This window comes from Sphingomonas mollis (assembly GCF_016427505.1).
Lineage (GTDB): Bacteria > Pseudomonadota > Alphaproteobacteria > Sphingomonadales > Sphingomonadaceae > Sphingomonas > Sphingomonas mollis.
The window spans coordinates 180,904-206,993 of sequence record NZ_JAELXS010000001.1; the positions used below are offsets into that span (position 1 = coordinate 180,904).

The 26,090-nt window shown below is 66.1% G+C and carries 26 protein-coding genes; 15 read left to right on the forward strand and 11 right to left on the reverse strand.

Going from position 1 to position 26,090, the window contains the following annotated elements; translation table 11 throughout:
- Window positions 1–2 precede the first annotated feature (2 nt).
- The gene (locus JAO74_RS00825; RefSeq protein ID WP_199034086.1) at window positions 3–1,550 is read right to left on the reverse strand and encodes a cryptochrome/photolyase family protein; all 1,548 of its coding nucleotides are present in this window, start codon (window positions 1,548–1,550) and stop codon (window positions 3–5) included.
- Between the two features lie 29 nt (window positions 1,551–1,579).
- Between JAO74_RS00825 and queF the strand changes: the two genes are divergently transcribed.
- The 3 genes from queF to JAO74_RS00840 all read left to right on the forward strand — a co-directional run bounded on the left by queF (window position 1,580) and on the right by JAO74_RS00840 (window position 5,759).
- Window positions 1,580–2,026 carry a preQ(1) synthase gene (gene queF, locus JAO74_RS00830; RefSeq protein WP_199034087.1) on the forward strand — a complete coding sequence of 149 codons (447 nt, stop codon included), beginning with the start codon at window positions 1,580–1,582 and terminating at the stop codon, window positions 2,024–2,026.
- A gap of 130 nt (window positions 2,027–2,156) precedes the next feature.
- Complete coding sequence (locus JAO74_RS00835) at window positions 2,157–4,427, forward strand: glycosyltransferase family 4 protein (RefSeq protein WP_199034089.1); 2,271 nt, start codon at window positions 2,157–2,159, stop codon at window positions 4,425–4,427.
- Window positions 4,428–4,478: 51 nt separating this feature from the next.
- Complete coding sequence (locus JAO74_RS00840) at window positions 4,479–5,759, forward strand: glycoside hydrolase family 130 protein (protein WP_199034091.1); 1,281 nt, start codon at window positions 4,479–4,481, stop codon at window positions 5,757–5,759.
- 24 nt (window positions 5,760–5,783) lie between these two features.
- Here JAO74_RS00840 and JAO74_RS00845 read toward each other — a convergent pair whose 3' ends face one another.
- Both JAO74_RS00845 and JAO74_RS00850 read right to left on the reverse strand, forming a co-directional pair.
- Window positions 5,784–6,317 carry a GAF domain-containing protein gene (locus JAO74_RS00845; RefSeq protein ID WP_233150530.1) on the reverse strand — a complete coding sequence of 178 codons (534 nt, stop codon included), beginning with the start codon at window positions 6,315–6,317 and terminating at the stop codon, window positions 5,784–5,786.
- 159 nt (window positions 6,318–6,476) lie between these two features.
- The gene (locus JAO74_RS00850) at window positions 6,477–8,435 is read right to left on the reverse strand and encodes an OPT family oligopeptide transporter (RefSeq protein WP_199034093.1); all 1,959 of its coding nucleotides are present in this window, start codon (window positions 8,433–8,435) and stop codon (window positions 6,477–6,479) included.
- Between the two features lie 86 nt (window positions 8,436–8,521).
- On the opposite strand from JAO74_RS00850, the gene JAO74_RS00855 reads away from it, so the two are divergent.
- Window positions 8,522–9,811 (forward strand): homoserine dehydrogenase, encoded by a 1,290-nt coding sequence (locus JAO74_RS00855; protein ID WP_199035082.1) that lies wholly within the window; start codon window positions 8,522–8,524, stop codon window positions 9,809–9,811.
- Window positions 9,812–10,094: 283 nt separating this feature from the next.
- On the opposite strand, the gene JAO74_RS00860 is transcribed toward JAO74_RS00855, so the two are convergent.
- From JAO74_RS00860 to JAO74_RS00875, 4 genes are all read right to left on the reverse strand, one after another.
- The gene (locus tag JAO74_RS00860; RefSeq protein WP_199034094.1) at window positions 10,095–10,601 is read right to left on the reverse strand and encodes a hypothetical protein; all 507 of its coding nucleotides are present in this window, start codon (window positions 10,599–10,601) and stop codon (window positions 10,095–10,097) included.
- On the reverse strand, window positions 10,598–10,942 hold the full coding sequence (locus JAO74_RS00865; protein ID WP_199034095.1) for a hypothetical protein: 345 nt from the start codon (window positions 10,940–10,942) through the stop codon (window positions 10,598–10,600). Before JAO74_RS00865 ends, JAO74_RS00860 begins: the two co-directional genes overlap by 4 nt.
- A gap of 170 nt (window positions 10,943–11,112) precedes the next feature.
- Entirely contained in the window at window positions 11,113–11,550 is a 438-nt protein-coding gene (locus tag JAO74_RS00870; protein WP_199034096.1) for a CoA-binding protein, read from the reverse strand.
- A gap of 54 nt (window positions 11,551–11,604) precedes the next feature.
- On the reverse strand, window positions 11,605–12,540 hold the full coding sequence (locus JAO74_RS00875) for an Mrp/NBP35 family ATP-binding protein (RefSeq protein ID WP_199034097.1): 936 nt from the start codon (window positions 12,538–12,540) through the stop codon (window positions 11,605–11,607).
- Window positions 12,541–12,611: 71 nt separating this feature from the next.
- Here JAO74_RS00875 and hflK point away from each other — a divergent pair, with 71 nt between their 5' ends.
- The 6 genes from hflK (at window position 12,612) to JAO74_RS00905 (ending at window position 19,958) form a co-directional block, all read left to right on the forward strand.
- Window positions 12,612–13,742, forward strand: coding sequence for a protease modulator HflK (hflK, locus tag JAO74_RS00880; protein ID WP_199034099.1), 1,131 nt, complete (start codon window positions 12,612–12,614; stop codon window positions 13,740–13,742).
- Between the two features lie 5 nt (window positions 13,743–13,747).
- Window positions 13,748–14,605 (forward strand): protease modulator HflC, encoded by an 858-nt coding sequence (gene hflC, locus JAO74_RS00885; protein WP_199035084.1) that lies wholly within the window; start codon window positions 13,748–13,750, stop codon window positions 14,603–14,605.
- Between the two features lie 85 nt (window positions 14,606–14,690).
- A complete protein-coding gene (locus JAO74_RS00890) occupies window positions 14,691–16,229 on the forward strand; it encodes a Do family serine endopeptidase (RefSeq protein WP_199034101.1) in 1,539 nt (512 codons plus the stop codon).
- A 330-nt stretch (window positions 16,230–16,559) separates the two neighbouring features.
- A complete protein-coding gene (locus JAO74_RS00895; protein WP_199034103.1) occupies window positions 16,560–18,227 on the forward strand; it encodes a helicase HerA-like domain-containing protein in 1,668 nt (555 codons plus the stop codon).
- 13 nt (window positions 18,228–18,240) lie between these two features.
- A complete protein-coding gene (locus JAO74_RS00900; protein WP_199034105.1) occupies window positions 18,241–19,470 on the forward strand; it encodes a M20 metallopeptidase family protein in 1,230 nt (409 codons plus the stop codon).
- A gap of 2 nt (window positions 19,471–19,472) precedes the next feature.
- The gene (locus JAO74_RS00905; RefSeq protein ID WP_233150531.1) at window positions 19,473–19,958 is read left to right on the forward strand and encodes a hypothetical protein; all 486 of its coding nucleotides are present in this window, start codon (window positions 19,473–19,475) and stop codon (window positions 19,956–19,958) included.
- Here the strand turns inward: JAO74_RS00905 and JAO74_RS00910 are convergent.
- Window positions 19,923–20,282, reverse strand: a complete 360-nt coding sequence (locus JAO74_RS00910; RefSeq protein WP_332908693.1) for an endonuclease domain-containing protein — start codon at window positions 20,280–20,282, stop codon at window positions 19,923–19,925. The two genes, JAO74_RS00905 and JAO74_RS00910, sit on opposite strands and share 36 nt — an antisense overlap.
- Before the next feature lie 47 nt (window positions 20,283–20,329).
- Window positions 20,330–21,286 carry an isopenicillin N synthase family dioxygenase gene (locus tag JAO74_RS00915; RefSeq protein WP_199034107.1) on the reverse strand — a complete coding sequence of 319 codons (957 nt, stop codon included), beginning with the start codon at window positions 21,284–21,286 and terminating at the stop codon, window positions 20,330–20,332.
- Between the two features lie 93 nt (window positions 21,287–21,379).
- Here JAO74_RS00915 and JAO74_RS00920 point away from each other — a divergent pair, with 93 nt between their 5' ends.
- The 5 genes from JAO74_RS00920 (at window position 21,380) to JAO74_RS00940 (ending at window position 24,677) form a co-directional block, all read left to right on the forward strand.
- Window positions 21,380–22,609 (forward strand): multidrug effflux MFS transporter, encoded by a 1,230-nt coding sequence (locus JAO74_RS00920; protein ID WP_199034109.1) that lies wholly within the window; start codon window positions 21,380–21,382, stop codon window positions 22,607–22,609.
- Window positions 22,610–22,678: 69 nt separating this feature from the next.
- Window positions 22,679–23,020 (forward strand): DNA primase, encoded by a 342-nt coding sequence (locus JAO74_RS00925; RefSeq protein WP_199034111.1) that lies wholly within the window; start codon window positions 22,679–22,681, stop codon window positions 23,018–23,020.
- 35 nt (window positions 23,021–23,055) lie between these two features.
- On the forward strand, window positions 23,056–23,346 hold the full coding sequence (locus tag JAO74_RS00930; RefSeq protein ID WP_199034113.1) for an MliC family protein: 291 nt from the start codon (window positions 23,056–23,058) through the stop codon (window positions 23,344–23,346).
- A gap of 260 nt (window positions 23,347–23,606) precedes the next feature.
- Window positions 23,607–24,239, forward strand: coding sequence for an opacity protein (locus tag JAO74_RS00935; protein WP_199034115.1), 633 nt, complete (start codon window positions 23,607–23,609; stop codon window positions 24,237–24,239).
- Between the two features lie 114 nt (window positions 24,240–24,353).
- Entirely contained in the window at window positions 24,354–24,677 is a 324-nt protein-coding gene (locus JAO74_RS00940) for an HNH endonuclease (RefSeq protein ID WP_332908694.1), read from the forward strand.
- Between the two features lie 145 nt (window positions 24,678–24,822).
- Here the strand turns inward: JAO74_RS00940 and JAO74_RS00945 are convergent, their stop codons facing one another.
- Together JAO74_RS00945 and JAO74_RS00950 are read right to left on the reverse strand one after the other, a co-directional pair.
- Window positions 24,823–25,329 carry a hypothetical protein gene (locus JAO74_RS00945; protein WP_199034117.1) on the reverse strand — a complete coding sequence of 169 codons (507 nt, stop codon included), beginning with the start codon at window positions 25,327–25,329 and terminating at the stop codon, window positions 24,823–24,825.
- Between the two features lie 134 nt (window positions 25,330–25,463).
- Window positions 25,464–26,078, reverse strand: coding sequence for a hypothetical protein (locus JAO74_RS00950; protein ID WP_199034119.1), 615 nt, complete (start codon window positions 26,076–26,078; stop codon window positions 25,464–25,466).
- Between the last annotated feature and the right edge of the window lie 12 nt (window positions 26,079–26,090).

The following is a 26,090-nucleotide window of genomic DNA, read 5'->3' on the forward strand; positions in this document are numbered from 1 at the left end:
CGTCAGTAGCCAGCGTCTCCGCTGGCGTCGAGCCGGCTGAGGAAACGGGCGGCCTGCGCGCGGGTTTCGGCCTTGGCGTCGTCCGATTGCTTGGCCCAGGTGCGGTAGGGCATCGCCATGCGGCGGTTGCGGCCGAGATTATCCTCGTGACGAGCAATGAAATCCCAGTAGAGCGCGTTGAAAGGGCAGGCATCGTCGCCGATCCGTTTCTTCACATTATACCGGCAACGCCCGCAATAATCGGACATGCGATCGATATAGGCGCCCGACGAGATATAGGGTTTGGAGCCGACGAGGCCGCCGTCGCCGAACTGGCTCATGCCCAATGTGTTGGGCAGCTCGACCCATTCATAGGCGTCGATATAGACCTCCAGATACCATTCATGCACCTGCTTCGGATCCGCGCCGATCAGCAGCGCGAAGTTTCCCGTCACCATCAGCCGCTGGATATGATGGGCGTGAGCGGTGTCGAGCGTCTGGCCGATCGCTTCCGCCAGACAATGCATGTCGGTGTCGCCGGTCCAGTACCAGCCGGGGAGCGGGCGATGATGGTCGAGCGCGTTGCGGTCGACATAATCCGGCCCCTCGCGCCAATAGATGCCGCGCATGAATTCGCGCCAGCCGATGATCTGGCGGACATAGCCCTCCACTGAGTTAAGTGGCGCGCGGCTGGCGCGGTACTCGGCCTCCGCCCGGCGGCACAGGTCGAGCGGATCGAGCAGGCCGGAATTGATGTAGGGGCTGAGGATCGAATGCCAGAGATGCCGCTCGCCGGTGAGCATCGCATCCTCGAAATCGCCGAACTGCGGCAGGGCGTTGGCGAAGAACGCAGCGGCCTGTCGCTCGGCATCGACGGCGGTGACGGCATAATCGAATGCGTCGAGGCTGCCGGGATGGTCGGCGAAGCGGGTGGCGACGAGATCGAGCACCGCTTGCGTCGTCTTGTCTGGCGGGAAGGACAGGGGGCGGGGCATCAGCAGATCGGCCCTGGCCGGCTTGCGATTGTCCTTGTCGAAATTCCAGCGGTCGCCGGCGGGCTGGTTGCCGTCCATCAACAGGCCGGTCTTGCGGCGCATGACGCGGTAGAACCACTCCATCGTCAGCTCGACCCGGCCGTCGTTCGCCCAGTCGTCGAATTCGGCATGGGTGGCGACGAAGCGGGTGTCGGGGCGGATATCGACAGGGATGCCGAACAAGGTCTCCCATGCATCGATCATCGCGGCGACGCGCCACTCGCCCGCCTCGGTCACGACGATCCGGTCCGGGGCGTGACGGGAAACGGCGCGGGCGATCTCGCCGGTGAAGCTGCCGCTGTTGTCGGGATCGTCGAGCGTGACGTAGTCGACCGTCCAGCCGGCATCGCGCAACGCATCGGCGTGGTGGCGCATGGCGGACAGGATGTACGCGATCTTGCGCTTGTGGTGGCGGACATAGGTCGTCTCGTCGGCGACCTCCATCATCAGGACGACGGTATCGGCCGGGTCCGCGTCATTCAGCGACAACAGCGTCATCGTCAGTTGATCGCCCAGCACCGGGATCAGCGTTTTCATCGAGCCGTCGATCTCCTACATGGTCGCGCATGACACCCATGCATCTTGGCCAGACCAGCGCGCTTCCCGCTACACCGGAAGAGGCGGTGCTCGATTATGTTCCCAATCCCCGGCCCGGCAGCACCTATCTGGTGCGTTTCGCGGCGCCGGAATTCACATCGCTGTGCCCGGTGACGGGGCAGCCAGATTTCGCGCACCTCGTGATCGATTACGCGCCGGGCAAGACGATCGTCGAATCCAAGTCGCTGAAGCTGTTCCTCGGCAGTTTCCGCAATCACGCCGGTTTCCACGAGGATTGCACCGTGGGCATCGGCGAGCGGCTGTTCGAGGAGATGCAACCGCGCTGGCTGCGGATCGGCGGATACTGGTATCCGCGCGGCGGCATCCCGATCGACGTCTTCTGGCAGTCGGGGACGCCACCGGCCAGTCTGTGGCTGCCCGATCAGGGGGTCGCACCCTATCGCGGACGGGGATAACGTCAGTCAGAACGACGTAATTTCTTATTGCGATGCACCATATCCATGCAACTTTCTGCCAGATGAACGGTTTATGTATCTGGTGCAGTTTCCGGGAGTGCTGTGACCACGCTCATTTAGAGGAATAAAGATGGCGGAAGCGACGAACGCGACGGCAATCAATCATCTGGCCCTGATCGGCAATTTCCTGCCGCGCCAGTGTGGCCTCGCGACGTTTACCACCGACGTCTATACGGCGGTCCGCCATCGTTTTCCCGATATCCGCGTCGACGTATACGCGATGGACGATCATCCGGGTAAATACGACTATCCCGATGCGGTCATCGGCACGATCCCCCAGAACGACCTGTCGGCCTATTTCGACACCGCCCGCAAGATCGAGGCGAGCGGGGCGAAGGCGATCTGGCTGCAACACGAATACGGCATTTATGGCGGGCCGGCGGGGGAGCACATCCTCGCGCTGCTCGACCGCACGACGCTGCCGGTAATCGTGACGCTGCACACGGTGCTGGAAAAACCGAGCGTGGACGAGCGCCGGGTGCTCGAAGAGCTATTGCGCCGCGCCGCCAAGGTGATCGTGATGGCCGAGCGGGGCCGCGACATCCTGCAACGTGTCTATGGCGCCAATCTGCGGCAGGTCGTGATGATCCCGCACGGCGTACCTGATCGTGCGCTGGTCGATCCCGCCGATGTGAAGGCGAATTTCGGCTGGGCCGGACGACCGGTGGTGCTGACGTTCGGGCTGCTCGCGCCGAACAAGGGGATCGAGACGATCATCGCCGCGTTGCCCGTGGCGGTCGAGCATCATCCCAACCTCCTTTATGTCGTGCTGGGCGCGACGCACCCGAATCTGGTGGCGCATGAAGGCGAGAAATACCGCGACCGGTTGAAGGCGCTGGCCGAGGAAAAGGGTGTCGCCGCGAACGTCGAGTTCGTCGATGCCTTTCTGGAGCATGACGAACTGATCGATTATCTGCAGGCCGCGGATATCTACGTCACGCCGTACACCAACCCTGCCCAGATCACGAGCGGCACGCTTTCTTATGCGATCGGTGTCGGCAAGCCCGTGGTATCGACGCCATACGTCCATGCGACCGAGATTCTGGCGGACCGGCACGGCGTGTTGGTCGATTTCGGTGACGTCGCGGCGTTCGCACATGAGATCGACGCGCTGTTGTCGAACGATGGCGATCGCCGTCGGTTGTCCGAGCGTGCCTATGCGCGCGGGCGCACGATGATCTGGCCGCGCCTGGCCGAAGCGACGATGGAGGAGACCGAGGCGGCGGTAGCCGCCCGCCCGCGACGGATCGCCAAGGCGGCCCCGAGCGTGAAACCGCTCGCCCCCGATTTCGCTGCGGTCGAGCGGATGAGTGACTCGACGGGGATGTTGCAGCATTCGATCTATTCGATCCCCGATCGCCGCCATGGTTATTGCATCGACGACAATGCCCGCGCGCTGATGCTGGTCAGCGCGATGGCCGATCTGGATGCCGAACGGCGCGACAAGTGGATGACGATCTATGGATCGTTCATCCAGTATGCGTGGAATCCCGACAAACGCCGCTTCCGCAACTTCATGAACTTCGATCGCACCTGGTGTGAGGATGAGGGGTCTGAGGACTCCAACGGCCGGACGTTGTGGGCATTGGGCGTCACCGCGCGCGATGCACTGGAACAGAAGCATCGCGATTGGGCCGGGGCGATGTTCGACATCACCGCCAGCATCGCCTTCGATCTGGGATCGCTGCGTGCGCAGGCGTTCGCCATGCTGGGCGCAGCGGCGATGCTGGAAGCGCGGCCGGGGCATGAATTGTCGCGGTCGATCCTGCAACGCTTCCCTGACATGCATCTCGAACTGCTCGCCGGCACGCGGCGTCCGGAATGGCAATGGTTCGAGATCGTGCTCGCATACGACAATGCTCGCCTGCCCGAGGCTTTGATCCGGGCGGGACGGGCACTGGAGCGGGACGATCTGGTCCAGTGTGGCCTTTCCACACTGGAATGGATTTGCACGACGCAGACCTCGCCCGAAGGTCGGTTCCGCGCGGTGGGGACGGAGAGCTTCCACCGGCCATACGGCGAACCGCTGCAGTTCGATCAACAACCGCTGGAGGCGCAAGCGACGGTCGATGCCTGTCTGGCGGCGTTCGAGGCGACGGGTGACGAGCGGTGGATGAAGGAAGCCAAGCGCGCCTATGGCTGGTTCCTGGGGATGAACGATCTCGACCTGCCATTGGCCAGTCCGAAGGACGGTGGCTGTTTCGATGGGTTGATGCCCACCGGTCTCAACCGGAATCAGGGTGCTGAATCGATCCTGGCCCTGCAATTGGCGAATTGTGCGATTTCTGGGCTTTCGCAAGGGGTCGTCCCCGTGGCAGGGGCTACACGCGCCGTCGCGTAGCCCCGCTCGCATCGGCGTGCCGAAGATTACGAGCGAGGCCATCTTTCTGCGATGAATCTGTTCACTCACGAACTTCGGCTGCATGCCGATCCGTCGCGCGTCGTCGTGCGCCCGTTCCACATCGCCTGGGGCGGCAAGGGCGCGACGCCGAACCGTACCGAGCGGCTGGTGGCGGAAGTGCTCGGCATGACGCCGGCTCAGGCCCGCGAGCAGCTGGAAGTGGTGCTGAAGGATTTCGAGGCCCGCCACTGGCAGACCCGCCGCGTGTTCATGACGCGGTACGACGAGATCGAGGATCTGCTCGGACTGGACGGCGCGCAGATCGGTGACGAGAAGCGGCAGTTGATCGGGGCGTATTTCTGCCACGAGTACAGCTATGCCGCCGCCGCGCTGATGAACCCCAGCGCGGTGCCGCATTTCGACCAGTCGGGCATGCCGCCGGGGTCGCTGCGCATCCTGATGTCGATGCGTGCGGTAGGCGAGGGACATATCTCGTCGGTGGCATTCCGCGAGGGGATCATCACCGACAGCCAGCAGATGAAGCTGGCGCCCGAGCCGCCCTTTGCCACGGCCACGGACGCGGTCGGCAGCGATCTGGAATCGATGCCGGAAGGGCCGATCACCGTCCATCGTCACCGCGATTCGACGCTCTCGGGCACGGTGATCTTCCCGATGACCGCCGCCCAGTCGAAGGGGCTGGAGGATCTGCGGATCGTCCATTTCCAGCACGACGACGGTACGTGGGAATGGATCGGCACCTACACCGCCTATAACGGCTCGCAGATCCAGTCGGAGCTGATGCGAACCCGCGATTTCCGTGCGTTCGATCTGGTGCCGATGACGGGCGCCGCCAGCCGGAACAAGGGCATGGCGCTGTTCCCGCGCAAGATCGACGGCCAGTATATGATGATCGGCCGGTCGGATGGCGAGAACCTGTTCCTGCTGAAGTCGGACGACCTGACCCATTGGGACGACGGCGCCAAGATACTGACGCCGGAATATCCGTGGGAACTGGTGCAGATCGGCAATTGCGGGCCACCGATCGAACTGGACGAGGGCTGGCTGTTGCTGACCCACGGTGTTGGGGCGATGCGCAAATATTCGATCGGCGCCGCGCTGCTCGACAAGCGCGATCCGTCGAAGGTCATTGGCCGGACGAAAGAACCGTTGCTGGCCGCGAAGGATCAGGATCGCGAGGGATATGTACCCAATGTGGTCTATTCATGCGGCGCGATCCGGCACGGCAATTCGCTGTTCCTGCCCTATGGCATCGCCGACAGTTCGATCGGGTTCGCGTTCGTGCCGATCAGCGAGTTGCTGGCCGCGATGTGAGGCAGCCCCGATGGCGGCCGGCGATCAGGCCGGTTCGTCGGAGGGGACGAGGGCGTGGCGATGGAAGATCGCCATGATGTCCGCCGCCAGCGTTTCGAGGCAGTGCGCCTCGGTCGGCGAGATGGGCTCGCGAGGCTCCACATCGATGACGCAGATCGTGCCGAGCGGCAGGCCGTTGTCGTCGATGATCGGGGCGCCGGCATAGAAACGCAGCTCCATCCCCTCGGTCACGACGGGGTTGCCGGCGAACCGTGGATCGCGTGTCGCATCCGGCACGCAGAAGATGGTGTCGGGCGCCATGATCGCGTGGCCGCAAAATGAGGTTGAGCGGCGATAGACGCCCGCCTTCATACCCTTGGTCGCGATCAGATATTGCCAGTCGCGAAACACGATCGATACCGACGACATCGGCGCCACGAACGCCTCGCACGCCAGATCGACGACGCGCTGCAATTCAGCGCGGCCGGTGGCGTGCAGCGCGCCGGAGCGGATCACCGCCTGCTCGCGCTGTGCCTCGTTGGCGGGATGCGGTGACATTTCGTAACTGGTAATGCCCATCGCCGCGCCGGACCCCGCCTACAACCCCGTATGTTGTGACTGGTAAGCAGTGAAGTAGATATTAATCCACCGTTTTTAGAACCAAAAGGGCAGTGATTATTGCAGATTATATACCTGCATCAGCCGCCACGAAATTCGATCCGAAAAGCGACCGGATGGTCAGGCGGGCCGGACCATTCGCTGCGCATAGCGATAGAGTATGACGACGAGGATCAGGAACAGCGCCGTCCCCCCGACGGCAGCCGTTACTGCCCACGAATCACCGACGAGGGCCAAAGGCGCGTCGCTGCCGGTCGCATAGACGATGCCGGCAAAGGCGACCCCCCACAGGCTTTCGCCGACGATCATCCCGGTCGCGGCCAGCACGCCCATCCGCTCCGCCGCCTCCGGGTCGGCCTGTCGCTTTGCCCAACGGTCGTAGACGGACCCGATCACCGCGCCGATCACCACCGGCAGCGTCACCGTCATCGGCAGATAGACGCCCAGACCGACGCCGAGCGGCGGCAGGCGCATCCGCCCCGTTCGGCCCAATGCCTCATCGACGACGATGACGATCGCGCCGGCCAGCGCGCCCCAGCCTATCATCGCCCAGTTCAGGTCGCCGCCCAGCACGCCCTTCGCCAGAGCGGAAATCAGCGCGGCTTGCGGTGCGGCCAGCGCATTGGGGCCGGCGCCCGGCGCGCCGACGAAGCCCAGCGTGCTGCCAAGGAGGTTCAGGACCGGCGGTACGACCAGCGATCCGAAGATCACGCCGAAGATCAGCGCCACCTGCTGCTTCCACGGTGTCGCGCCGACCAGCTGGCCGGTCTTCAGATCCTGAAGATTGTCGTTGGATATCGTGGCGACGCCGAACACGATGCCGGTGACGATCAGGGCATAGGCGACCAGCGCCTGCGTCGTTTCCGGCGGGGTGCCGCGACCGAACAGGCCGACGAGCATCAGGCTGGCGGCGAGGACGGAGAGGATGCCGATGCCCGACACCGGGCTGTTCGACGCGCCGATCAGGCCGGCCATGTATCCGCACACCGCCGCGATGACGAGGCCGATGACGAGGATGAACAACAGCGCCCCGCCGATCAGCGCGACTTCCGATCCCGCCAGCGGCCCGCCGGCGATGACCGACCAGAGGAGCAGGCCGATCGGGATCATCATCAGGAGCGAGACGAGGCCGACCAGACCGATCGGCAGGTCGCGTTCGGTATCGGCGATGATCGCGCCGCCGCGTCGTGCCCGCGATGCCGCCAGCGCCGAGCGGATGCCGTTGGTGACCGGACCGATGATGCGCAGCAGCGTCCAGATCGCCGCGACGCCGATCACGCCCGCGCCGAAGAAGCGCACGTCGCTGCGAAAGACGGTGCCTGCCCATTCGGCGATGCCGGCGGCGGGCATCGGGCTGGCGGCGGTCAGGATCGGCAGGACGATCCACCAGCCGATGACGATGCCGGCGAACATCGCGAGGCCGACCGACAGGCCGACCAGATGCCCGGCGCCGATCAGGGCGAACGACAGGCCGCCGGCGATGCCGGTCGCGCCGCCGCCGGCGCGGAACCAGAGGGCGGCCTCCGCCACCGCCAGCTTCGTCTGGGTCAGGATGGCGAAACCGCCCGATACCAGCGCGCTCCAGATGATAACCCACAGGCCGCGGGCGCTTTCCGCCGCGCCTTCGCGACTGCCGGCGCCGACCTTCAGCACCTCGGCGGCGGCGCGGCCCTCCGGATAGGGCAGGGGGGTGTCGATCACTAGCGCGCGGCGCAGGGGCACGGAGAACATCACGCCTAGGATGCCGCCGAAACCGGTGATCGCCGCCGTCGTCAGATACGGGAAACCCTGCCACCAGCCGATCATGACGAGGCCGGGCAGCACGAAGATGATCGCCGCCAGCGTGCCGGCCGCCGAGGCGACCGTCTGGACGATGTTGTTTTCCAGGATCGTCGCGCCGGGCAGGTAGCGCAGGATCGCCATCGAGATCACCGCCGCGGGGATCGAGGTGGCGAAGGTCAGCCCGACCTTCAGCCCCAGATAGACGTTGGCGGCGGTGAACAGCAGGGTAATCAATCCGCCGAGCAGGATGCTGCGGACGGTGAGTTCGGCGATCGGCCGGGTAGCGGTCGTGGTCATGCACCGACCATGGCGCGAACGCCGGTGCTTTGCAAAGCCGGCCGGCTCGCCTAGTCGCAGGCCATCAGGATCGGGAATTCATGACGATGGCAAAAGCGTTGCGGGTGGCGTTGGCGGGACTGGGCACGGTGGGCGGCGGGGTGATCCGCGTGCTGGACGCCAATCGCGATCTGATCGCGCGGCGGGCGGGCCGGCCGATCGAGGTCGTCGCGATATCCGCCCGCGACCGGACGCGCGATCGGGGGATCGACCTGTCGCGCTTCGAATGGGTGGATGACACCTCTGCGCTGGCGGCGCACCCGGACGTCGATGTCGTGGCCGAGCTGATCGGCGGATCGGACGGCCCGGCGCTGACGCTGGCACGGGCGACGCTGGCGGCGGGGCGCGGCTTCGTCACCGCCAATAAGGCGATGCTGGCGCATCACGGGCTGGAGCTGGCCGAGGCGGCGGAAAAGGCCGGCTGTCCGCTGAAGTTCGAGGCGGCGGTGGCGGGCGGCATCCCGGTCATCAAGGGGCTGCGTGAGGGCGCGGCGGCCAATGAGATCGGCCGCGTCTATGGCATCCTGAACGGCACGTGCAATTTCATCCTGTCGAAGATGGAGGCCGAAGGCCGCGACTTCGCCGAGGTGCTGACGGAGGCGCAGGCGCTGGGCTTTGCCGAGGCGGACCCGACGTTCGACATCGACGGCATCGATGCCGCGCACAAGCTGTCGATCCTGGCGAGCATCGCGTTCGGCACGCGGCCGGCGTTCGGCGACGTGGCGGCGCAAGGCATCCGCCACGTGCTGGGCGCCGACATCGCCGAGGCGGCGGCGTTGGGCCACCGGGTGCGGCTCGTCGGACTGGCCGAATCGGGGCCGAACGGGCTGTTCCAGCGGGTGCATCCGCATCTGGTGCCGTTCCATCATCCGCTGGCGCATGTCACCGGATCGACCAACGCGGTCGTGGCGGAGGGGAATTTCGTCGGCCGCCTGCTGTTCCAGGGGCCGGGAGCGGGCGAGGGGCCGACCGCAAGTGCGGTGGTCGCCGACCTGATCGATATCGCGCGCGGCGAGTTCGGTCCGCCGTTCGCGATGCCGGCGGCGGTGCTGACCGACGCAAAACCGGCGGACAGCGGCGAGCGCCGCGGGCGGGCGTATCTGCGCTTCATGGTCGAGGACCGGGTCGGCGTGCTGGCCGAGATCGCGGCGGCGATGCGTGACGCGGGCGTGTCGATCGAAAGCCTGATCCAGCGGGGGGCAACGGTCGACGACCGGGTGCTGGTCGCGATCGTGACGCATGAGGGACCGGAACGCTGCGTGGCGCAGGCGCTGGAGCGGCTGCGCGGGTCGCAGAGCGTGGCGGGGCAGCCGTTGTGGATGCCGATCCTGGGGTGAGGAACGGGCGCGGAAAGTCCCGAAAGTCACACCCACGTACGCGTGTGTACGCGCGAGGGGGTGCTGGTGCGGGGGGCTGGACGGTGTGAAAGAGCGGTCGTTGGGCGAGTATAGTCTGATGGCCTGCTGTAGGACATCCGGCATGTCGCCGACCGTCATCTCCGCGGAGGCGGGGATCAGAACCTTTGAAGCCTGTGATTCCTGCCGCCGCGTTCGCCAATATGGATTTCCGCCTTCGCGGGAATGACGGGGGTGATCGAGCGGCGGTCGTGGTTTCGCCGTGTTACGGCAGCAACCGGCCGGCCGTGGAGGGCGGCGGGGTATCAAGCGCGACGGACACGCGGTTCGACTTGTCGGGCTTTTTGGCGAAGGCGCGTTTGATGCCGCCGACCATGTCGCCGATCAACATGCCGGCGCTGGTCGATTCGCCGGGGCGTTCGCAGCAACTATCGGGGTCGATCAATTTGCCGATCAGCCGGATCGCGGCGGTGCCGCCGCCGAGAACATCAATGCCGGTCTGACAGCCGCCCTGTAACGAAGCGCAAGGCGCAGCAGTCTGGTTCATCGCCGTCGTGGGGCGAAGATCGGGATTGGACGGCACGGGATGATCGGGCGGACCGCGTTCGGCCGGCAGCGGCAGGCGCGGCTGCGCGACGGGGGCGCAGACGGTGATTTCCTCGCCGGTCGGTTTGGGACAATCGGACGCGAGGATCGACAGGCGTTGCGGCGGCGATGCCGGTTGCAGGGGGACGGCGGCGGTCTGTGCGGCCAGAAGCAGCGCGAGGATCACGGCGCGAGTTTTCGCATGCCGCCGACGCTGGTGCCGTTGCCGCCGGTGGTCATGTGGACGCCGGCAAAGCCGCAGCCGACCTGAATCGCGCGTTTCTCCTGACAATTGTCGGTGCGGGCGAGCAGGCGGTTTCGCTCCGCCGATACGCCTTCGTGGCGTGGATCACCCGGATCGTGGACGACGAAGGGGACGCGGTAACGATCGGCGTGGCGCAGGCCGCAGACGGTGATGTCGGTGGTATCGGCAGTGGCGACGCAGCGATGTTCGGCGGCGGTGCGGTCGCGTGCCGATTGCATCAGCGCGCCCATGTCGTCGGCCAGCATCAACATCAGCAACAGCATCCGCGCCTCCCGCTACGGCGACGATCATGCCCGGTTCGGCTCCATCGGTAAAGCGGGGCGTCCAGAAGGCAGGGGTCTCACGCGGAGACGCAGAGGGTCTTGGGTGGTTATCGTGTGCTGATCGTGAAGATCGGTTTGCGATCGTCTTCCGGTCGAACCCGATGATGTCGTCAGGCAGCAGGTTCGATGCGCGCCAGCCCAAGCCGGGGAATGTCGATGGCGGGGCAGCGGTCCATGACCACTTTCAGGCCGGCGGCCTCGGCCCGGTCGGCGGCGTCGTGGTCGATCACGCCCAACTGCATCCAGACGGCCTTGGCGCCGATGGCGATCGCCTGATCCACCGCCTCGCCCGCCGCAGCGGATTTGCGGAAGATATCGACGATGTCGATCGGATCGCCGAGCTGCGACAGTTCGCGGAAGACGAATTCGCCGTGGATGTGCTCGCCGGTGATCTGCGGGTTCACCGGGATGACGCGGTAGCCGTGGCGCTGGAGCATGGCCATCACTCCGTAGGATGGGCGATTCGGCCGATCCGAGGCGCCCACCAGGGCGATGGTGCGCGCCGATTCGAGCAGGTCGCGGATTTCGGCATCGGTCGTGAGCGGCATGGCGGGAACTCCTGATCTCTCGCCCGCCTCAACGTCCGCCCGCCGCGCCGGGTTTCACCGTGCGGCGAGCCATGCGGCGACCTGCGCGGCCAGCGGCGCGAAGACGGTATCGTCCGGCTCGGCGGCGGGTGGCCTCCCTGCGTCGGAGGCGGTGCGGATGGCGATCTCCAACGGCACCCGACCCAGAAAGGGGATGCCGAGATCGCGCGCCGCCGCCTCTGCGCCGCCGCGGCCGAAGGGGTCGGATACCTCGCCGCAATGGGGGCATTGATATCCGGCCATGTTCTCGACCAGACCGATGATCGGCACGCCTGCCTTCACGAAGAAATCGATCGCGCGGGTGGCGTCGATCAGCGCGAGATCCTGCGGCGTCGATACGATCACCGCGCCGGCCGGGCGATGTTTCTGCACCATGGTCAACTGCACATCGCCGGTGCCGGGGGGCAGATCGACGACCAGCGTGTCGGCGGCGCCCCATGCACCCTCTACCAGCTGGCTGAGGGCGCCGGCGATCATCGGCCCGCGCCACGCGATGGCGCGACCGGGTTCGACCAGCTGGCCCATCGACAACAGGGGGACGCCGAAGGGGGTGGCGACGGGAATCAGCTGCTTCTCCAGCGCCTCCGGTCGGGTGCCCTCCGCGCCCAGCAGCCGCGGCTGCGACGGGCCATAGATATCCGCATCGACCACACCGACCCGGCGGCCGCCGCGCGACAGGGCGATGGCGAGATTGGCGGCCAGCGTCGATTTGCCGACCCCGCCCTTGCCGCTGGCCACCGCGATCAGGGCGCGGGCCGCGCGTTCGGCGGTGACGATGACGCGGGCGGCGGGGGCGGCGGCGCGGACGGCGGCCTCCATCGCGTCGCGCGCGGCGGGCGACAGGCCGGTGGCGTCGATCACCACGCCCATCCGCTCACCATCCATCCGCACCGTCGCGCGCGCACCCGCCACCGCGACGATCGCCGCTTCCATCGTTTTCATATCCGCCATGGCGCATCAGATAGGCCGGCAATGGTTCCTTGCCACTGTTTTTCGCGCGACGGCCTTCCTATAGAGGAAGGATGACGATCCTGCCGCGCTGGTTCAAGCGCCCGATTATCCTCGCCGCCGACAATCCGAAGGGCCCCTGGGGCGGCTCGGACGAAGGCAATGACGGCGGTCCCCGCAACCCCTGGGCCTTGCCGCCGGGGGGGCGCAAGGGCGCGGCCCGGCCCAGCGCGCTGGACGAGTTCCTGAAAAAGGCACGTGGGCCGGGCGGCGGCGGCGGTTCGGGCGGCGGCTTTCCGGGCCTGCCCGCCGGGGCCAATCCGCGCATGTTGTGGGCGATCGGCACCGCGATCATCGTCGCGGTGTGGGTGCTGTTCACCTCGATCCACCAGATCGGGCCACAGCAGCGCGGGATCGTGACCTATTTCGGTCGCTATGCCGGGGTGCTGCAGCCGGGCGTGCAACTGACCCCGCCGGCGCCGATCGCGCGGGTGCAGACGGTGGACGTGCAGCGGTTCCGCACCGAGAATTTCCCGCGCGGCGACGGCGTCAATCTGGCGCTGACGGCGGACCAGAACATCGTCGACCTGACCTATTCGGTGCGGTGGAATATCGGCGATCCGCGCGATTACGTGTTCCAGCTGGCCCAGCCCGAGGAAACCGTACGCGCGGCGGCGGAAAGCGCGATGCGCGCGGTGATCGCCACGACGACGCTCGACCAGGCGCTGGGCGCGGGGCGGACGACGATCGAGCAGCGGGTGGCGGAATCGATGCAGTCGATCCTCAACAGCTATAAATCGGGTGTCCGAATCCAGGGCGTGTCGATCAACCGGGCAGCGGCGCCGCAGCAGATCGTCGACGATTTCAACAAGGTGACGGCGGCGCAGCAGGAAGCGGTCGGCGCGGTCAACAAGGCGCGGTCCTATGCGCAGCAGGTGATCGCCAGCGCGCAGGGCGAGGCCGCGGCGTTCGACCGGGTGTACGAGCAATATCGCCTCGCGCCCGACGTGACGCGTCGGCGCATGTATTACGAGACCATGGAGGCCGTGCTGGCGAAGTCCGACAAGACCATCGTCGAACCATCGGGCGTCGTATCGTACCTGCCTTTGCCCAACGCGAAGCGGGCAGGTGAGCCGCAGGCCGCCCAGCCGGCGGCGCAGGCGCAGCCTCAGGCGGCCGAACCGACGGCGGGAGCGGGACAGTGAACGCCATGTCGTGGAAGAACCCGGTCATCCTGGGCATCGCCGCCCTGCTGATCGTCATCCTGGCGGCGGCGACCTTCGCGATCGTGCCGGAAACGAAACAGGCGGTGGTCTATCGACTGGCGCAACCGATCCGGGTCATCAACCGGTATCAGGCGGGGCAGGCGCCGGGTAACAGTGGTGCCGGCCTGATCGCGCGGGTGCCGTTCATCGACCGCGTGACCTATGTCGACAAGCGGACGCTGGATCTCGATCTGGAAAATACGCCGGTGCTGTCGACCGACCAGTTGCGGCTGAACGTCGATGCGTTCGCGCGGTTTCGCGTGGTCGATCCCCGGCTGATGCTGGCGACGGCGGGCAGCGAGGAGGGCGTCGTCAACCAGTTGCGGCCGCTGTTCGGATCGACGCTGCGCAACGAACTGGGCAAGGTGCGGTTCGCCGTGCTGCTGACCGCCGAGCGCAGCGAAGTGATGGACGCGATCCAGACGGGACTCGACCGCCGCGCACGCCAGTACGGCGTCGAGATCGTCGATGTGCGGATCAAGCAGGCCGAACTGCCCGAGGGTACGCCGCTGGAAAGCGCGCTGCGCCGGATGCAGACCGCGCGCCAGCAGGAGGCGATCACGATCACCGCCGAGGGGCAGCGTCAGGCCCGCATCGTGCAGGCGGATGCGGATGCCGCGGCGTCGCGCGTCTATGCGCAGAGTTTCGGCAAGGATGCCGAGTTCTACGACTTCTATCGCGCGATGCAGTCATATCGCCGCACCTTCGGGGCGGACGGCAGCACCGACGGGCGTGGGGCAACGCAGATCATCCTGTCGCCGAACAATTCCTATCTTCGTCAGTTCGAAGGTCGGACACGCTGACCAGCCGTTCATATTCAACCGTCGTTCAGCCGTTTTCGTCGATAAGTCGACGGGTTCGAACGACGAACGAGAGGAACTAAACACAGTGCGCTACGCCTACGCTATTACCGGTGCGTTGCTGCTTGGCGGTGCGACCGCCACGCTGGCGCTCCAGCCGACCTCCGCCCAGACCGCGCAGAACGAGCCCGGTGCGATCCAGGCCGCTGCGCCCAAGGGCGGCGCGCCGATGAGCTTTGCCGACATGGTCGCCCGGTTGCAGCCGGCCGTGGTCAACATCTCGACCAAACAGTCGATCGCGGCACCGCAGCAGCAGGCCAATCCCTTTGCCGGGACTCCGTTCGAGGGTATGTTCGGTCAGGGTGGACCGCAGCAGCCGCAGAAGCGTGAAGGGCAGTCGCTTGGTTCGGGCTTCCTGATCTCGGCCGATGGCTATGTCGTCACCAACAATCATGTCGTGGCGCCGGCGCGCGGCGCGACGGTGGAATCGATCACCGTCACGCTGAATGACCGCAAGGAGTACACCGCGCGCCTGATCGGCCGCGACGAGGCGTCCGATCTCGCCCTGTTGAAGATCGATGCGGCGAACCTGCCGTTCGTTAAGTTCGGCGATTCGGCGCGTGCGCGGGTCGGCGACTGGGTGGTCGCGATCGGCCAGCCGTTCGGTCTCGGCGGCACGGTGACGGCGGGTATCGTGTCGGCGGTGCATCGCGTGACCGGGCAGGGCGGCGCGTATGACCGCTTCATCCAGACCGACGCCTCGATCAACCAGGGCAATTCGGGCGGCCCGATGTTCAACCTGAACGGCGACGTGATCGGCATCAACAGCCAGATCTTCTCGTCGTCGGGCGGCAATATCGGCATCGGTTTTGCGATCCCGGCCGAAGAGGCCAAGCCGATCATCGCGACCCTGATGAAGGGCCAGAAGATCCAGCGCGGCTATCTGGGCGTGACGTTGCAGCCCGGCGGTATCGATGATGATACGGCCGCCGCACTGGGCATCGCCAAGAATCAGGGCGAGTTGCTGGCGGGCGTCGCGCCCGGTGGTCCGGCGGCGAAGGCCGGTCTGCGCGCGGGCGACGTGGTGACGAAGGTGAATGGTCAGGCGGTCACGCCGGACACGACGCTGTCGTACCTCGCCTCCAACGTCGCACCGGGCCAGCCGGCGAAGCTCGACGTGCTGCGCAATGGCCGTCCGCAGTCGTTCAACGTCGTGGTGGCCGAGCGGCCGAGCGACAAGCAGCTGGCGGCGCTGAGCGGTCAGGGCGATGACTTCACCACCGACGACGGCGACGACAGCACGCCGGGCGCGACGTCACCGGCGGGCAGCAACACGCTGGGCCTGACGGTGCAGACGCTGACCCCGGCGATAGCCCGGCAGGTGAACGTTGATTCGACGGTGCAGGGCGTGGTGATCGCACAGGTCGATCCGGCCAGCGACGCGGCGGGGAAGTTGCAGCGCGGCGACGTGATCTCCGCCGTCAACGGCACGCCGATCCGCACGCCCGCCGAAATGGCGAGCGCGGTGGCACAGGCCAAGGCGGCTGGTCGCCCGCAGGTGCTTGTACTGGCGCAGCGTGGCAAGAGCCCGGCGCGATTCCTGCCGCTGAAGATCGCCAAGGGCTGAGCATTCAGGACGGCGTTGAGCCTGTCGAAGACCCGTATCGAAGGATATGCCTCTAGCGGTGGCATCCTTCGATATGGGGCTTCGACAGGCTAAGCAGCGTCAGGGCGTGATATACCTATCCGTCATTGCGAGCGTACCGAAGCAACCCAGAGCGTCATGGACCACGCTCTGGGTTGCTTCGCTACGCTCGCAATGACGGGCTAAGCCGAGGCCTCAGGCGCCAAGGCGAACGGTTCGGGCTGAGCCTGATTTTTACCAACGGCAAGGGGTCGTCGCGGGAAACCGCGGCGGCCCTTTCCTTTTGAGCGCGACGGGGCGTAGGGTGATGGCATGACCGACGGCATCTTCATCGGGCTTGGCGGCGGCAAGCCGCAGGCGATCGACCTTAAACGCGCCAACCGCCACGGCCTGATCGCCGGGGCGACGGGCACCGGCAAGACGGTGACGTTGCAGGGGATCATCGAGGGGTTCTCCGCGGTCGGGGTGCCCAGCTTCGTGTCTGACGTGAAGGGCGACCTGTCGGGACTGGCCATGGCGGGATCGGCGACGGGCAGGAACCACGCGATGTTCGCCGCCCGGGCGGCGGAGGTGGGCGATACCGGTTGGGGATATCGCGACAATCCCGTGCAGTTCTGGGACCTGTTCGGCGAACAGGGGCATCCCGTGCGCGCCACGATCAGCGAGATGGGGCCGCTGTTGCTGGCGCGGCTGATGGATCTGAACGAGGTGCAGGAAGGCGTGCTGACCATCGCCTTTCATCTGGCGGACAAGGAGGGGTTGCTGCTCCTCGATCTGGACGATCTGCAGGCGTTGCTGGCGCATTGCGCGGAGCGGGCGGCGGAATTGACGACGATGTACGGGAATGTGTCGAAGCAGTCGGTCGGTGCGATCCAGCGCGCGCTGTTGCAGTTGCGTGCCCAAGGCGGCGAGCATTTCTTCGGCGAGCCGGCGCTGGACCTCGCCGACATGATCCGCACCGACGACAAGGGGCGCGGGGTCGTCAATATCCTGGCCGCCGACAAGCTGATGGCCAGCCCCAAGCTGTACGCCACGTTCCTGTTGTGGCTGCTCAGCGAATTGTTCGAGGTGCTGCCCGAGGTGGGTGATCCCGACAAGCCGGTGATGGCGTTCTTTTTCGACGAAGCGCATCTGCTGTTCGACGAGGCGCCCGATGCGCTGCTCGACAAGATCGAACAGGTCGTCCGGCTGATCCGGTCGAAGGGCGTCGGCATCTATTTCATTACGCAGAATCCGTTGGATATTCCCGACAAGGTCGCCGGGCAACTGGGCAACCGCGTGCAGCATGCGCTGCGTGCCTTCACGCCCCGCGATCAGGCGGCGGTGCGCGCGGCGGCGGAGACGTTCCGCGCCAATCCGGACGTGGACGTCGCGACCGCGATCACCGAGTTGAAGGTGGGCGAGGCGCTGGTGTCGCTGTTGATGGCCGATGGCGCGCCCTCGCCGGTCGAACGCACGCTCATCAAGCCGCCCGCCAGTCGGGTCGGCCCGGTCACGGCCGAGGAGCGCAAGGTGCTGATCGAGACCGACATGGTCGGCGACAAATACGATCACGTCGTCGATCGAGAGTCGGCGGAGGAACTGCTGGCCGCGAAGACGCAGGAAGCCTCCGCCTCCGCCGCCGCCGCGCGGGCCGCCGACGATGCGGAGAAGGCCGCCGCACTGAAGGCGAAGGACGATGCCAGGGCCGCCAAGGAAGCCGAGCGCGCACGGATCGCCGAACAGCGCGAGGCGGATCGGCAGGCGCGCGCCGACGCGCAGGCACAGCGTGAGGCCGAGCGCGAGGCGGCGAACAGCCCGTGGTCGAAGATGGCGACGTCGGCGACGCGCGCGGCCTCGTCGTCGATCGGCCGGCAGGTGGCGAACGAGGTCGGCAAACAGATATTCGGCGGCGGCACGCGGCGGCGATCCTCGTCCGCCGGTGGTGGCCTGATCGGGCAGATCGCGCGCGGCGTGCTGGGCGGGCTGTTCCGGGGTTGATGGAGATGATGCGATGAGCCTGGACGATTCCGGCGCCGCCGACTGGCAGGGCGCGAGCGAGGCGGTGTTCGACGAGGTCGTGGCACTGCGCCGCGCGATCCATGCCGAACCGGAGATCGGCCTCCACTGCCCGCGCACGACCGACAAGATCAAGACGGCGCTGGCTGGTCTGCCGCTGGAATATCGCGAGGGATCGTCGACGACGGGCCTGATCGCGATCCTGCGCGGTGGCGGTCGGCGGGGCGGCGACAATGGCCGCACCGTGCTGTTGCGCGGCGACATGGACGCGCTGCCGATGCAGGAGGAGACGGGACTTCCGTTCGCCAGCACCATCGCCGGCGCGATGCATGCGTGCGGACATGACTCGCATACGGCGATGCTGGTCGGCGCGGCCAAGGCGCTGGCGGCGCGGGTGGACGACCTGCCGGGTACGGTCGTCTTCATGTTCCAGCCGGGTGAGGAGGGATATCACGGCGCGCGCTTCATGATCAAGGACGGCCTGCTCGCCGATCCCGCGCCCGACGCCGCGTTCGCGCTGCACATCACCCCCAATGCGCCGTCGGGCGTGGTGGTGACGCGGGCGGGATCGATCATGGCGTCGGCGGAGACGGTGCATGTCGTCGTGCGCGGCGCAGGCGGCCACGCGGCGATGCCGCACGACTGCATCGATCCGATCCCGGTGGCATGCGAGATCGTGACCGCACTGCAGACCTTCATCGCGCGCGGCATCGCCGTCACCGATCCGGCGGTGCTGTCGATCACCAAGATCGAGGCGGGATCGGCGCACAACATCATTCCGGGCGAAGTCACGATGCTAGGGACGCTGCGCACCCTGTCTGAGGCGTCACGGGTGACGATGCATGCGGCGCTGAAGCGGATCGCCGGGAACATCGCCGCCGCGCACGGCGCCACCGCCGAGGCGTGGATCGACAAGGGCTATCCCGTCACGGTCAACGATCCGCGCGGTGCGGCGATGATCCGCGACGTGGCGACCGGCTTGTTCGGCGCCACCGGCTTTGCGCCGATGCCGCAACCGATGATGGGGGCGGAGGATTTCTCCTATGTGCTGGGCGCGATCCCCGGTGCGTTCGCCTTCATCGGTGCGGCGCCCGAGGGCAGCGACCCGGCGACCAACCCCCCGCTGCACAATACGCGGATGACGATCGACGAGGCCGTGATGGCGCGCGGCGTCGCGCTGCACTGTGCGATGGCGCAGCGGTTTCTGGAGCGCGGGTTCGACTGACGATGCTGCCGGCGGCGTTGCGGGCGACGCTGGCGATGGTCGCCGGGGCGATGGCCGGGACGGTGGACCCATGGTGGGTGATCGGTAGCGCGGCGGTGGCTCTGCATGGGGCCGACGGTGTCGAGGTGGGGGACGTCGATGTCCTGTCGAGCGAACGCGATGCTTCGGCGGTGTTGGCGCGGCTGGGGGTGGCGGATGTTGGTAATGAGGGGACGGCGCTGTTCCGGTCGGCGGTGTTCGGGCGCTGGGAGGGGCCATTGTTGACGGTGGAGTTCATGGCGGGGTTTCGGTTTTGCGGGGCCGATGGCTGGCGGGCGGTTTGGCCGGTGACGCGGGAAGCGGTGATGGTGGACGGTTTCGCGGTGTTCGTGCCGGGGCGGGCGGAGTTGGCGGCGATGCTGTTTGGTTTTGGCCGGCCGAAGGATTTGGCGCGGGCCAAAGCCCTCTCCCCTTCAGGGGATAGGGTTGGGAGAGGGGGAGAGCGATGACTGTAGTTGTTGCAGGACGCCTTCGAGGTTTCTGATTACGTCCGCGTTGGTGAAGCGGATGACGCGCCAGCCTTGCTGCTCAAGGAACGTCGTGCGGTTGGCATCGTAAGTGGTTTGCGTGGCGTGGGTGTCGCCGTCGACTTCCACTACCAGCATCGCGGCGCGGCAGGTGAAGTCGGCGATATAGGGGCCGATGACGGTCTGGCGGCGAAATTTCAATTGGTCGAAACGGCCGGCCCTCAGGTGGTGCCAGAGCCGCACCTCCGCCGGCGTCATCTCGCTGCGCAGGCGTTTTGCATGCGCCAAAGAACTCTGGTTGCGCACTCCCCCTCTCCCAACCCTCTCCCCTGAAGGGGAGAGGGCTTTTTGGGCTACGCCTTTATCAGGCCGATCTCGACCAGGCGTTCGTGCAGGTAATCGTGCGCGGTGATCGGCGTCGGGTAGCGGCTCGGGTTCTCCGCCGTCACCGTCTGCGGCAGCGTTTCGATCAGGAAATCGGGTGCGGGATGCAGGAAGAAGGGCATCGAATAGCGCGAATGGCCGCGGCGCTCGGGGGGCGGGTTGACGACGCGGTGGGTGGTCGAGGGGAGGACGTGGTTGGTCAGGCGCTGGAGCATGTCGCCGACATTGACGACCATCGCTCCTTCGGGCGGCTTGATCGCCAGCCAGCGGCCGGTAGCGCGGTCGAGCAGTTCGAGGCCGGCTTCCTCGGCACCCAGCAACAGGGTGATGAGGTTGATGTCCTCATGCGCGCCGGCGCGGACGCCCTCCGCATCGAGGGGGATAGGCGGGTAATGGAGCAGGCGCAGCACGCTGTTGCCGTCCTTCACCGCCGGGTCGAACCAGTCGGGGGCGAGGCCGAGATGGCGGGCGATCGCCGACAGCAACTGGTCGCCGGCGCGGTCGAACGCGGCGAACAGATCGATGAAGGTGTCGCGGAAACCCTCCGGCCGGGTGGGCCAGATGTTCGGCGTCATCTGCCCGTCGAACCGGTGACCGGCGGGGAGTTCGCGGCCGACGTGCCAGAATTCCTTCAGATCGACGGCGCTGGCGCCCTTGGCGATCTCGGTCTTGAACGGGGTGTAGCCGCGGGCGCCGCCGCCGCCGGGGATGTGATAGCCGCGCTTCTCGTCCTCTGGCAGGGCGAACAGCGCCTCGGTTTCGGCCCAGGCGCGGTCGATCAAATCGAGCGGCACGCCGTGATCGGCGATGACGGCGAAACCGAAGCGTTCGAACGAGGCGCCGAACGCGGCGGCGAAACCGTCCGGGTCGGTCGCCTGATCGGCGAGGCTGAGCGTGGGGACGTGCGCGGCGGGGGTATCGAGCATGACATATCCTTCGAGATGACCGCAACATAACCTCTCGCACCGGCGGGCGATAGGGTTCCGCCGCGCGCCGGCAGCGGCTAAGGGCGGCGCATTATGGAAAACCCGGATCATCCCACGCCGGACCTGCCCGGCGCGCCGATCGGCTTTGTCGAGTTCGTTGCCCTCGTCGCCGCGCTGATGGCGCTGGGGGCGCTGGGCACCGATGCGATGCTGCCGGCGCTGCCCGCGATCGGCGAGGCGCTGGGCGTGGCGGACGAGAATTCGCGACAGTTCGTCGTCTCCGCTTTTCTGGGCGGGTTCGGCGTCGCGCATCTGGTGCATGGGCCGCTGGTCGACCGGTTCGGGCGGCGGCGCGTGCTGTTGTGGGCGATCGCCGGTTATGTCGTGGCGAGCAGCGCGGCGGCGGTGGCGGGCAGTTTCACGCTGTTGATCGCGGCGCGGCTGGCGGGCGGTGCCACGGTGGCGGCGACGCGGATCGCCACGATCGCGCTGGTGCGGGACTGTTACCATGGCCGGGCGATGGCGCGGGTGATGTCGATCGCGTTCATGGTGTTCATGATCGTCCCGATCCTGGCGCCGAGCGTCGGGCAGCTGGTGCTGCTGTTCGGCAACTGGCGGGCGATATTCTGGGTGATGGCGGGTAGTGCGGCGGCGTTGCTGGTGTGGGTGGCGATCCGTCTGCCCGAGACGTTGCGGCCGGAAGCGGCGCTGCCGATCGCGCCGGGACGGATCGTCGCGGGTTGGCGCCTGACGCTGACCGACCGGCAGTCGGTGGGGTATACCGCGGCGGCGACGTTGCTGACCGGGGCGCTGTATGGCTACCTGAATTCGATCCAGCAGATCATGTTCGACGTGTATCATCGGCCCGCCCTGCTGGCGGCGGTGTTCGCGGGCACGGCGGCTACGATGGCGGCGGCGAACCTGCTGAATGCGCGGTTCGTGATGCGGCTGGGCACGCGGCGGATCGCGCATGGCGCGGTCGTGGTGCTGGCGATCGTATCCGGCTTCCATCTGTTGCTGGCGGAGACGGGACGGGATTCGCTGATCGCGTTCGGGGTGTTGCAGGCGTTGACGATGGCGTGTTTCGGCCTCGCCACGTCCAATTTCTCGGCGATGGCGATGGCCAATATGGGGGCGATCGCCGGGACCGCATCCAGCGTGCAGGGCTTCATCAGCATTACCGCCGGCGTGCTGATCGGTGCGGTGATCGGGCAGGCGTTCGACGGGACGACGGTGCCGATGATCGCGGGCTTCATGGTCGTCGGCATCCTGTCGCTGGGGGCGATCGCGCTGACCGAGCGCGGACGGCTGTTCGGCGCATGAGCCGCTGAACGCCGGGAACCGCCGGCCCCTCCGCACCGTTCGCGCTCTATCAACCCCAAGGAGAGTGATATGGGCGGACATCAGGTGCCCGGCATGGGTTCGGGCGACGACGGGTACGACGAGGAAGGCTATGACGAGAGCCAGCGTGCCGAAATCCTGGAAGCCACCCGCTCCGGGCCGACCGACGGCATCGTCCTGACCGATCTGACCCCCGATCTGGGTGACGACGACGAGGAGGACGAGGCGATCGACGATCTCGACATGGATTCCGAAGAGGTCGGCAAGGCCGATTCCAGCGTCACCATGGACGAAGAGGACATGGACGAGGACGACGTCCAGGACGATTTCGACAAGGGCGAGGTCGAAGAGGACGAGCTGGACGATGGCGACGACGTCGCCCTGAAGCCCTGATCGAAACCCTGATGTTCAGGCCGGCGGCGGTAGCGATGATGTCGCTGATCGTCGCCGGGTGCTCGACGGACCGGCTGGCGGATGGCCGGCCGTCGGTGGCGACCGCGACATATGATTGCGGGCAGGCGCGGATCGTGTCTGCACGGTTCGATAACCGAGCCGACAGGCTGACGCTCTCCATGGCCGGACGCTCCACCGTGTTGACGCAACAGCGGGCGGCATCCGGTATCTGGTATATCGGCGATGGTGCGGAACTGCGCGGCAAGGGTCGGGCGGCGACCGTCACATTGCCCGGCGCAGCGCCGATGGAATGCGTCGCGCGCTGACGGATCGATATACTTTGGTATTGCCCCAAGGCCCGGCGGGAACGCGGCCGAAATGGGGCAGGTGACATCTAAACCATTATATTGCCATGGTTGGTTCATCTGGATGACAGGAACCGTGGCCGATCGGCAACACATACCAATTAGCGATCCGAAAGTGCATTTTGCACTGCAACCAACCGTCGGTTTGTGGCTTTGAGCGGGTCTGGATCGGGCCGAGGCCCTGCGGTCCGGTTGTTGTAGCAGATCAAGGTTTCATTTTTATGCGTAAGCTGTCCCTCGCCGTCGCACTCGCGGCTGCGGTCGTTGCCGTCCCCGCCGTCGCGCAGGACATGGCACCCGCCGACACCACCGTCACCACCACGACGACCACCGACGAACCCGCCCGCGCACCGGACGGCACGCGCGCCTTCGGTATCGAGCCGTACGTCGCCGTGATGGGCGGCTGGGAAGGCTTCGACCGTCGCGTCGGCCACGGCATCCCCAACACGCCGATCGGCGGCAACAAGCTGCAGGGTGCGATCGTCACCGGCATCGTCGGCGTGAACGTGCCGCTGGGCCCGGTCTTCGTCGGCGCCGAGGGTGAAGTGACCAAGGGCGTCGATGGCGCGATCGATTGGGGTTACGGCGCCGCCGGTCGCTTCGGCTTCCGCGCGGGCGAGAGCGGCCTGTTCTACGGCAAGGTCGGCTATCGCTGGGTGAACTTCGACCGGTTCGGCAAGAACAGCCCCGATTTCGACGCGATCACCTATGGCGTCGGCGCCGAGGTTGGCCCGAAGGACATCGGTCTGGGCGGCATCACCGGCAATTCGGGCGTGCGTTTCCGCTTCGAAGTGTCGACCTTCGGTTCGGCGGACAGCTTCCGTCCGCAGGCCGGTATCGTCGCTCACTTCTAAGTGACGCGCGGGCGGTAAACGCCTGACGATCGATGGGGCGGGGGTGGCCGATGGGCCGCCCCCGCCCTTTTCGTTGCGTGTCGTCGATCCGATATCGGGGCGATGGGCGGCAGGGTGAAACGCAGGGCTGGGCTGGCCGCGGCCGAGGTGCTGAGGGAGCGGGCGACGCCGCCACAGGCGTGCGCGCTGTGCGGGCGGCCGCTGGGCGCGCGGGTGGAGTGGCATCACCTAGTGCCCAAGAGCGAGGGCGGCCGCACGACCGCCCCCGTCCACCCGATCTGCCACCGCACGATCCATGCGACGCTGACCAATGCCGAACTGGCGCGCGACCATGCCGATCCGGCGGTGCTGCGGACGCACCCGGAGATCGCGCGGTTCCTGCGCTGGATCGCGAACAAACCCGCCGATTTCCACGCGCCGGTGCGGCGGGGTCGATAGGCCGCCCGCCGACCGGTCGGGAAGCTGGCCGGAAGGCTGGCCAGGGAACCGGCCAGAGAACCGGAAAGTCCCGAAAGTCACACCCTCCACGCGCGCGTGATCGCGCGGGCGTGCGCGAGGCTGGTGAACGCAGGAGCGCGGGCGGTCACGCATCGCCGCCGGTCGGCGCGTCGTTCTCGTCCCAGTCGTCGATCGGATCGGCGGCGACGGGGCTGTCGGCGAGCGCGGCCATCGTCGCCATCAACGCGACGGGATCGGGCGCGACGGGGAGCGCGGGCGCGGTGCCGGCCTCGCGACCGAAGCGGGCGGGGGCGAGGTGGCGCAGGAGGAACATCAGCATCCGGTCGGACGGTTCGCGGATATGACCGACGAGGACGCCGTCGCGCCAGATTTCCTTGGCGACCCCGCGCGTCGCCCGTTCGAACGCGATGGCGGTCAGGCGGCCGACCGCCAGATGCAACGCCGCGTCCCACCCCGCTGCGAACGCCGCACCACGCGGATCGGCGCGCAGGCGATAGGCGGAGCGGGGCGTGATGCCGGCCTCCTCGCACGCGGTGGACACGGTGCCGGTCTCGGCGAGCGCGGTGAGGAAGAGACGCTGGCGCTCGGCGGTCCAGCCGTCGTGGCGGGGGCGGAGGGTAAGCTGATCCATGTGATGCTCCTTCGATGTGAGGAGCCGGACCAGTTATACGAGGTTTGGCGTGTAGGACAGGATGGCGCTAGTCATTGAGGATTTACACTTATTCAAATATACTTGATGCGGTAATTTCGCACGACAAAAGTAGGCTATTCGCCATAAATTTTCTCCCAACGAAGTAATCCTGCCTTATCTCGAGATGTTATGGCATAATAATTTTTACAATTAGCTAATATTGAAGATGATCCGACAAATGCAACTCGACAAACATTCCCTTCTAGTTTAATTTTTGGAGAAAGTGCGTCGGTTGTGGCATCGCCATAGCCAATCGCCAATGGGCCAATTACTGCCCATGTCATTCCAAAGCATATGCCAGCTAATTTCAGTCTATCACGATCTACAAATGGCTGCAGCGGCATGCTAACATAAAATATCACAATTAAAAACATCGCAAATCCCTTAGGATTTATCATTATGGCGGGTCTTACTTCGTATAAAAGGTAGATTAAGGGCGTATAGGTTAACAGTGAGAAGAAGATTATTCTTAACCTTGATAAATTAGATAGGTCTCGCCAGATAAGTTGTTCATTGCCTTTAGATTTAGAACTTTTCATATTATCTGATAGTAACGACAATGCAGTTGTTGAGATAAAAATATATGATAATAAACATCCTACTCCAGATGCAAATATTATCGATGATTTAAATAATATGTCACCAAATAAAAACGCTCCTAAGGCATCTTTAGGAAAATCCCAAAACAAACCAGCGGCGTA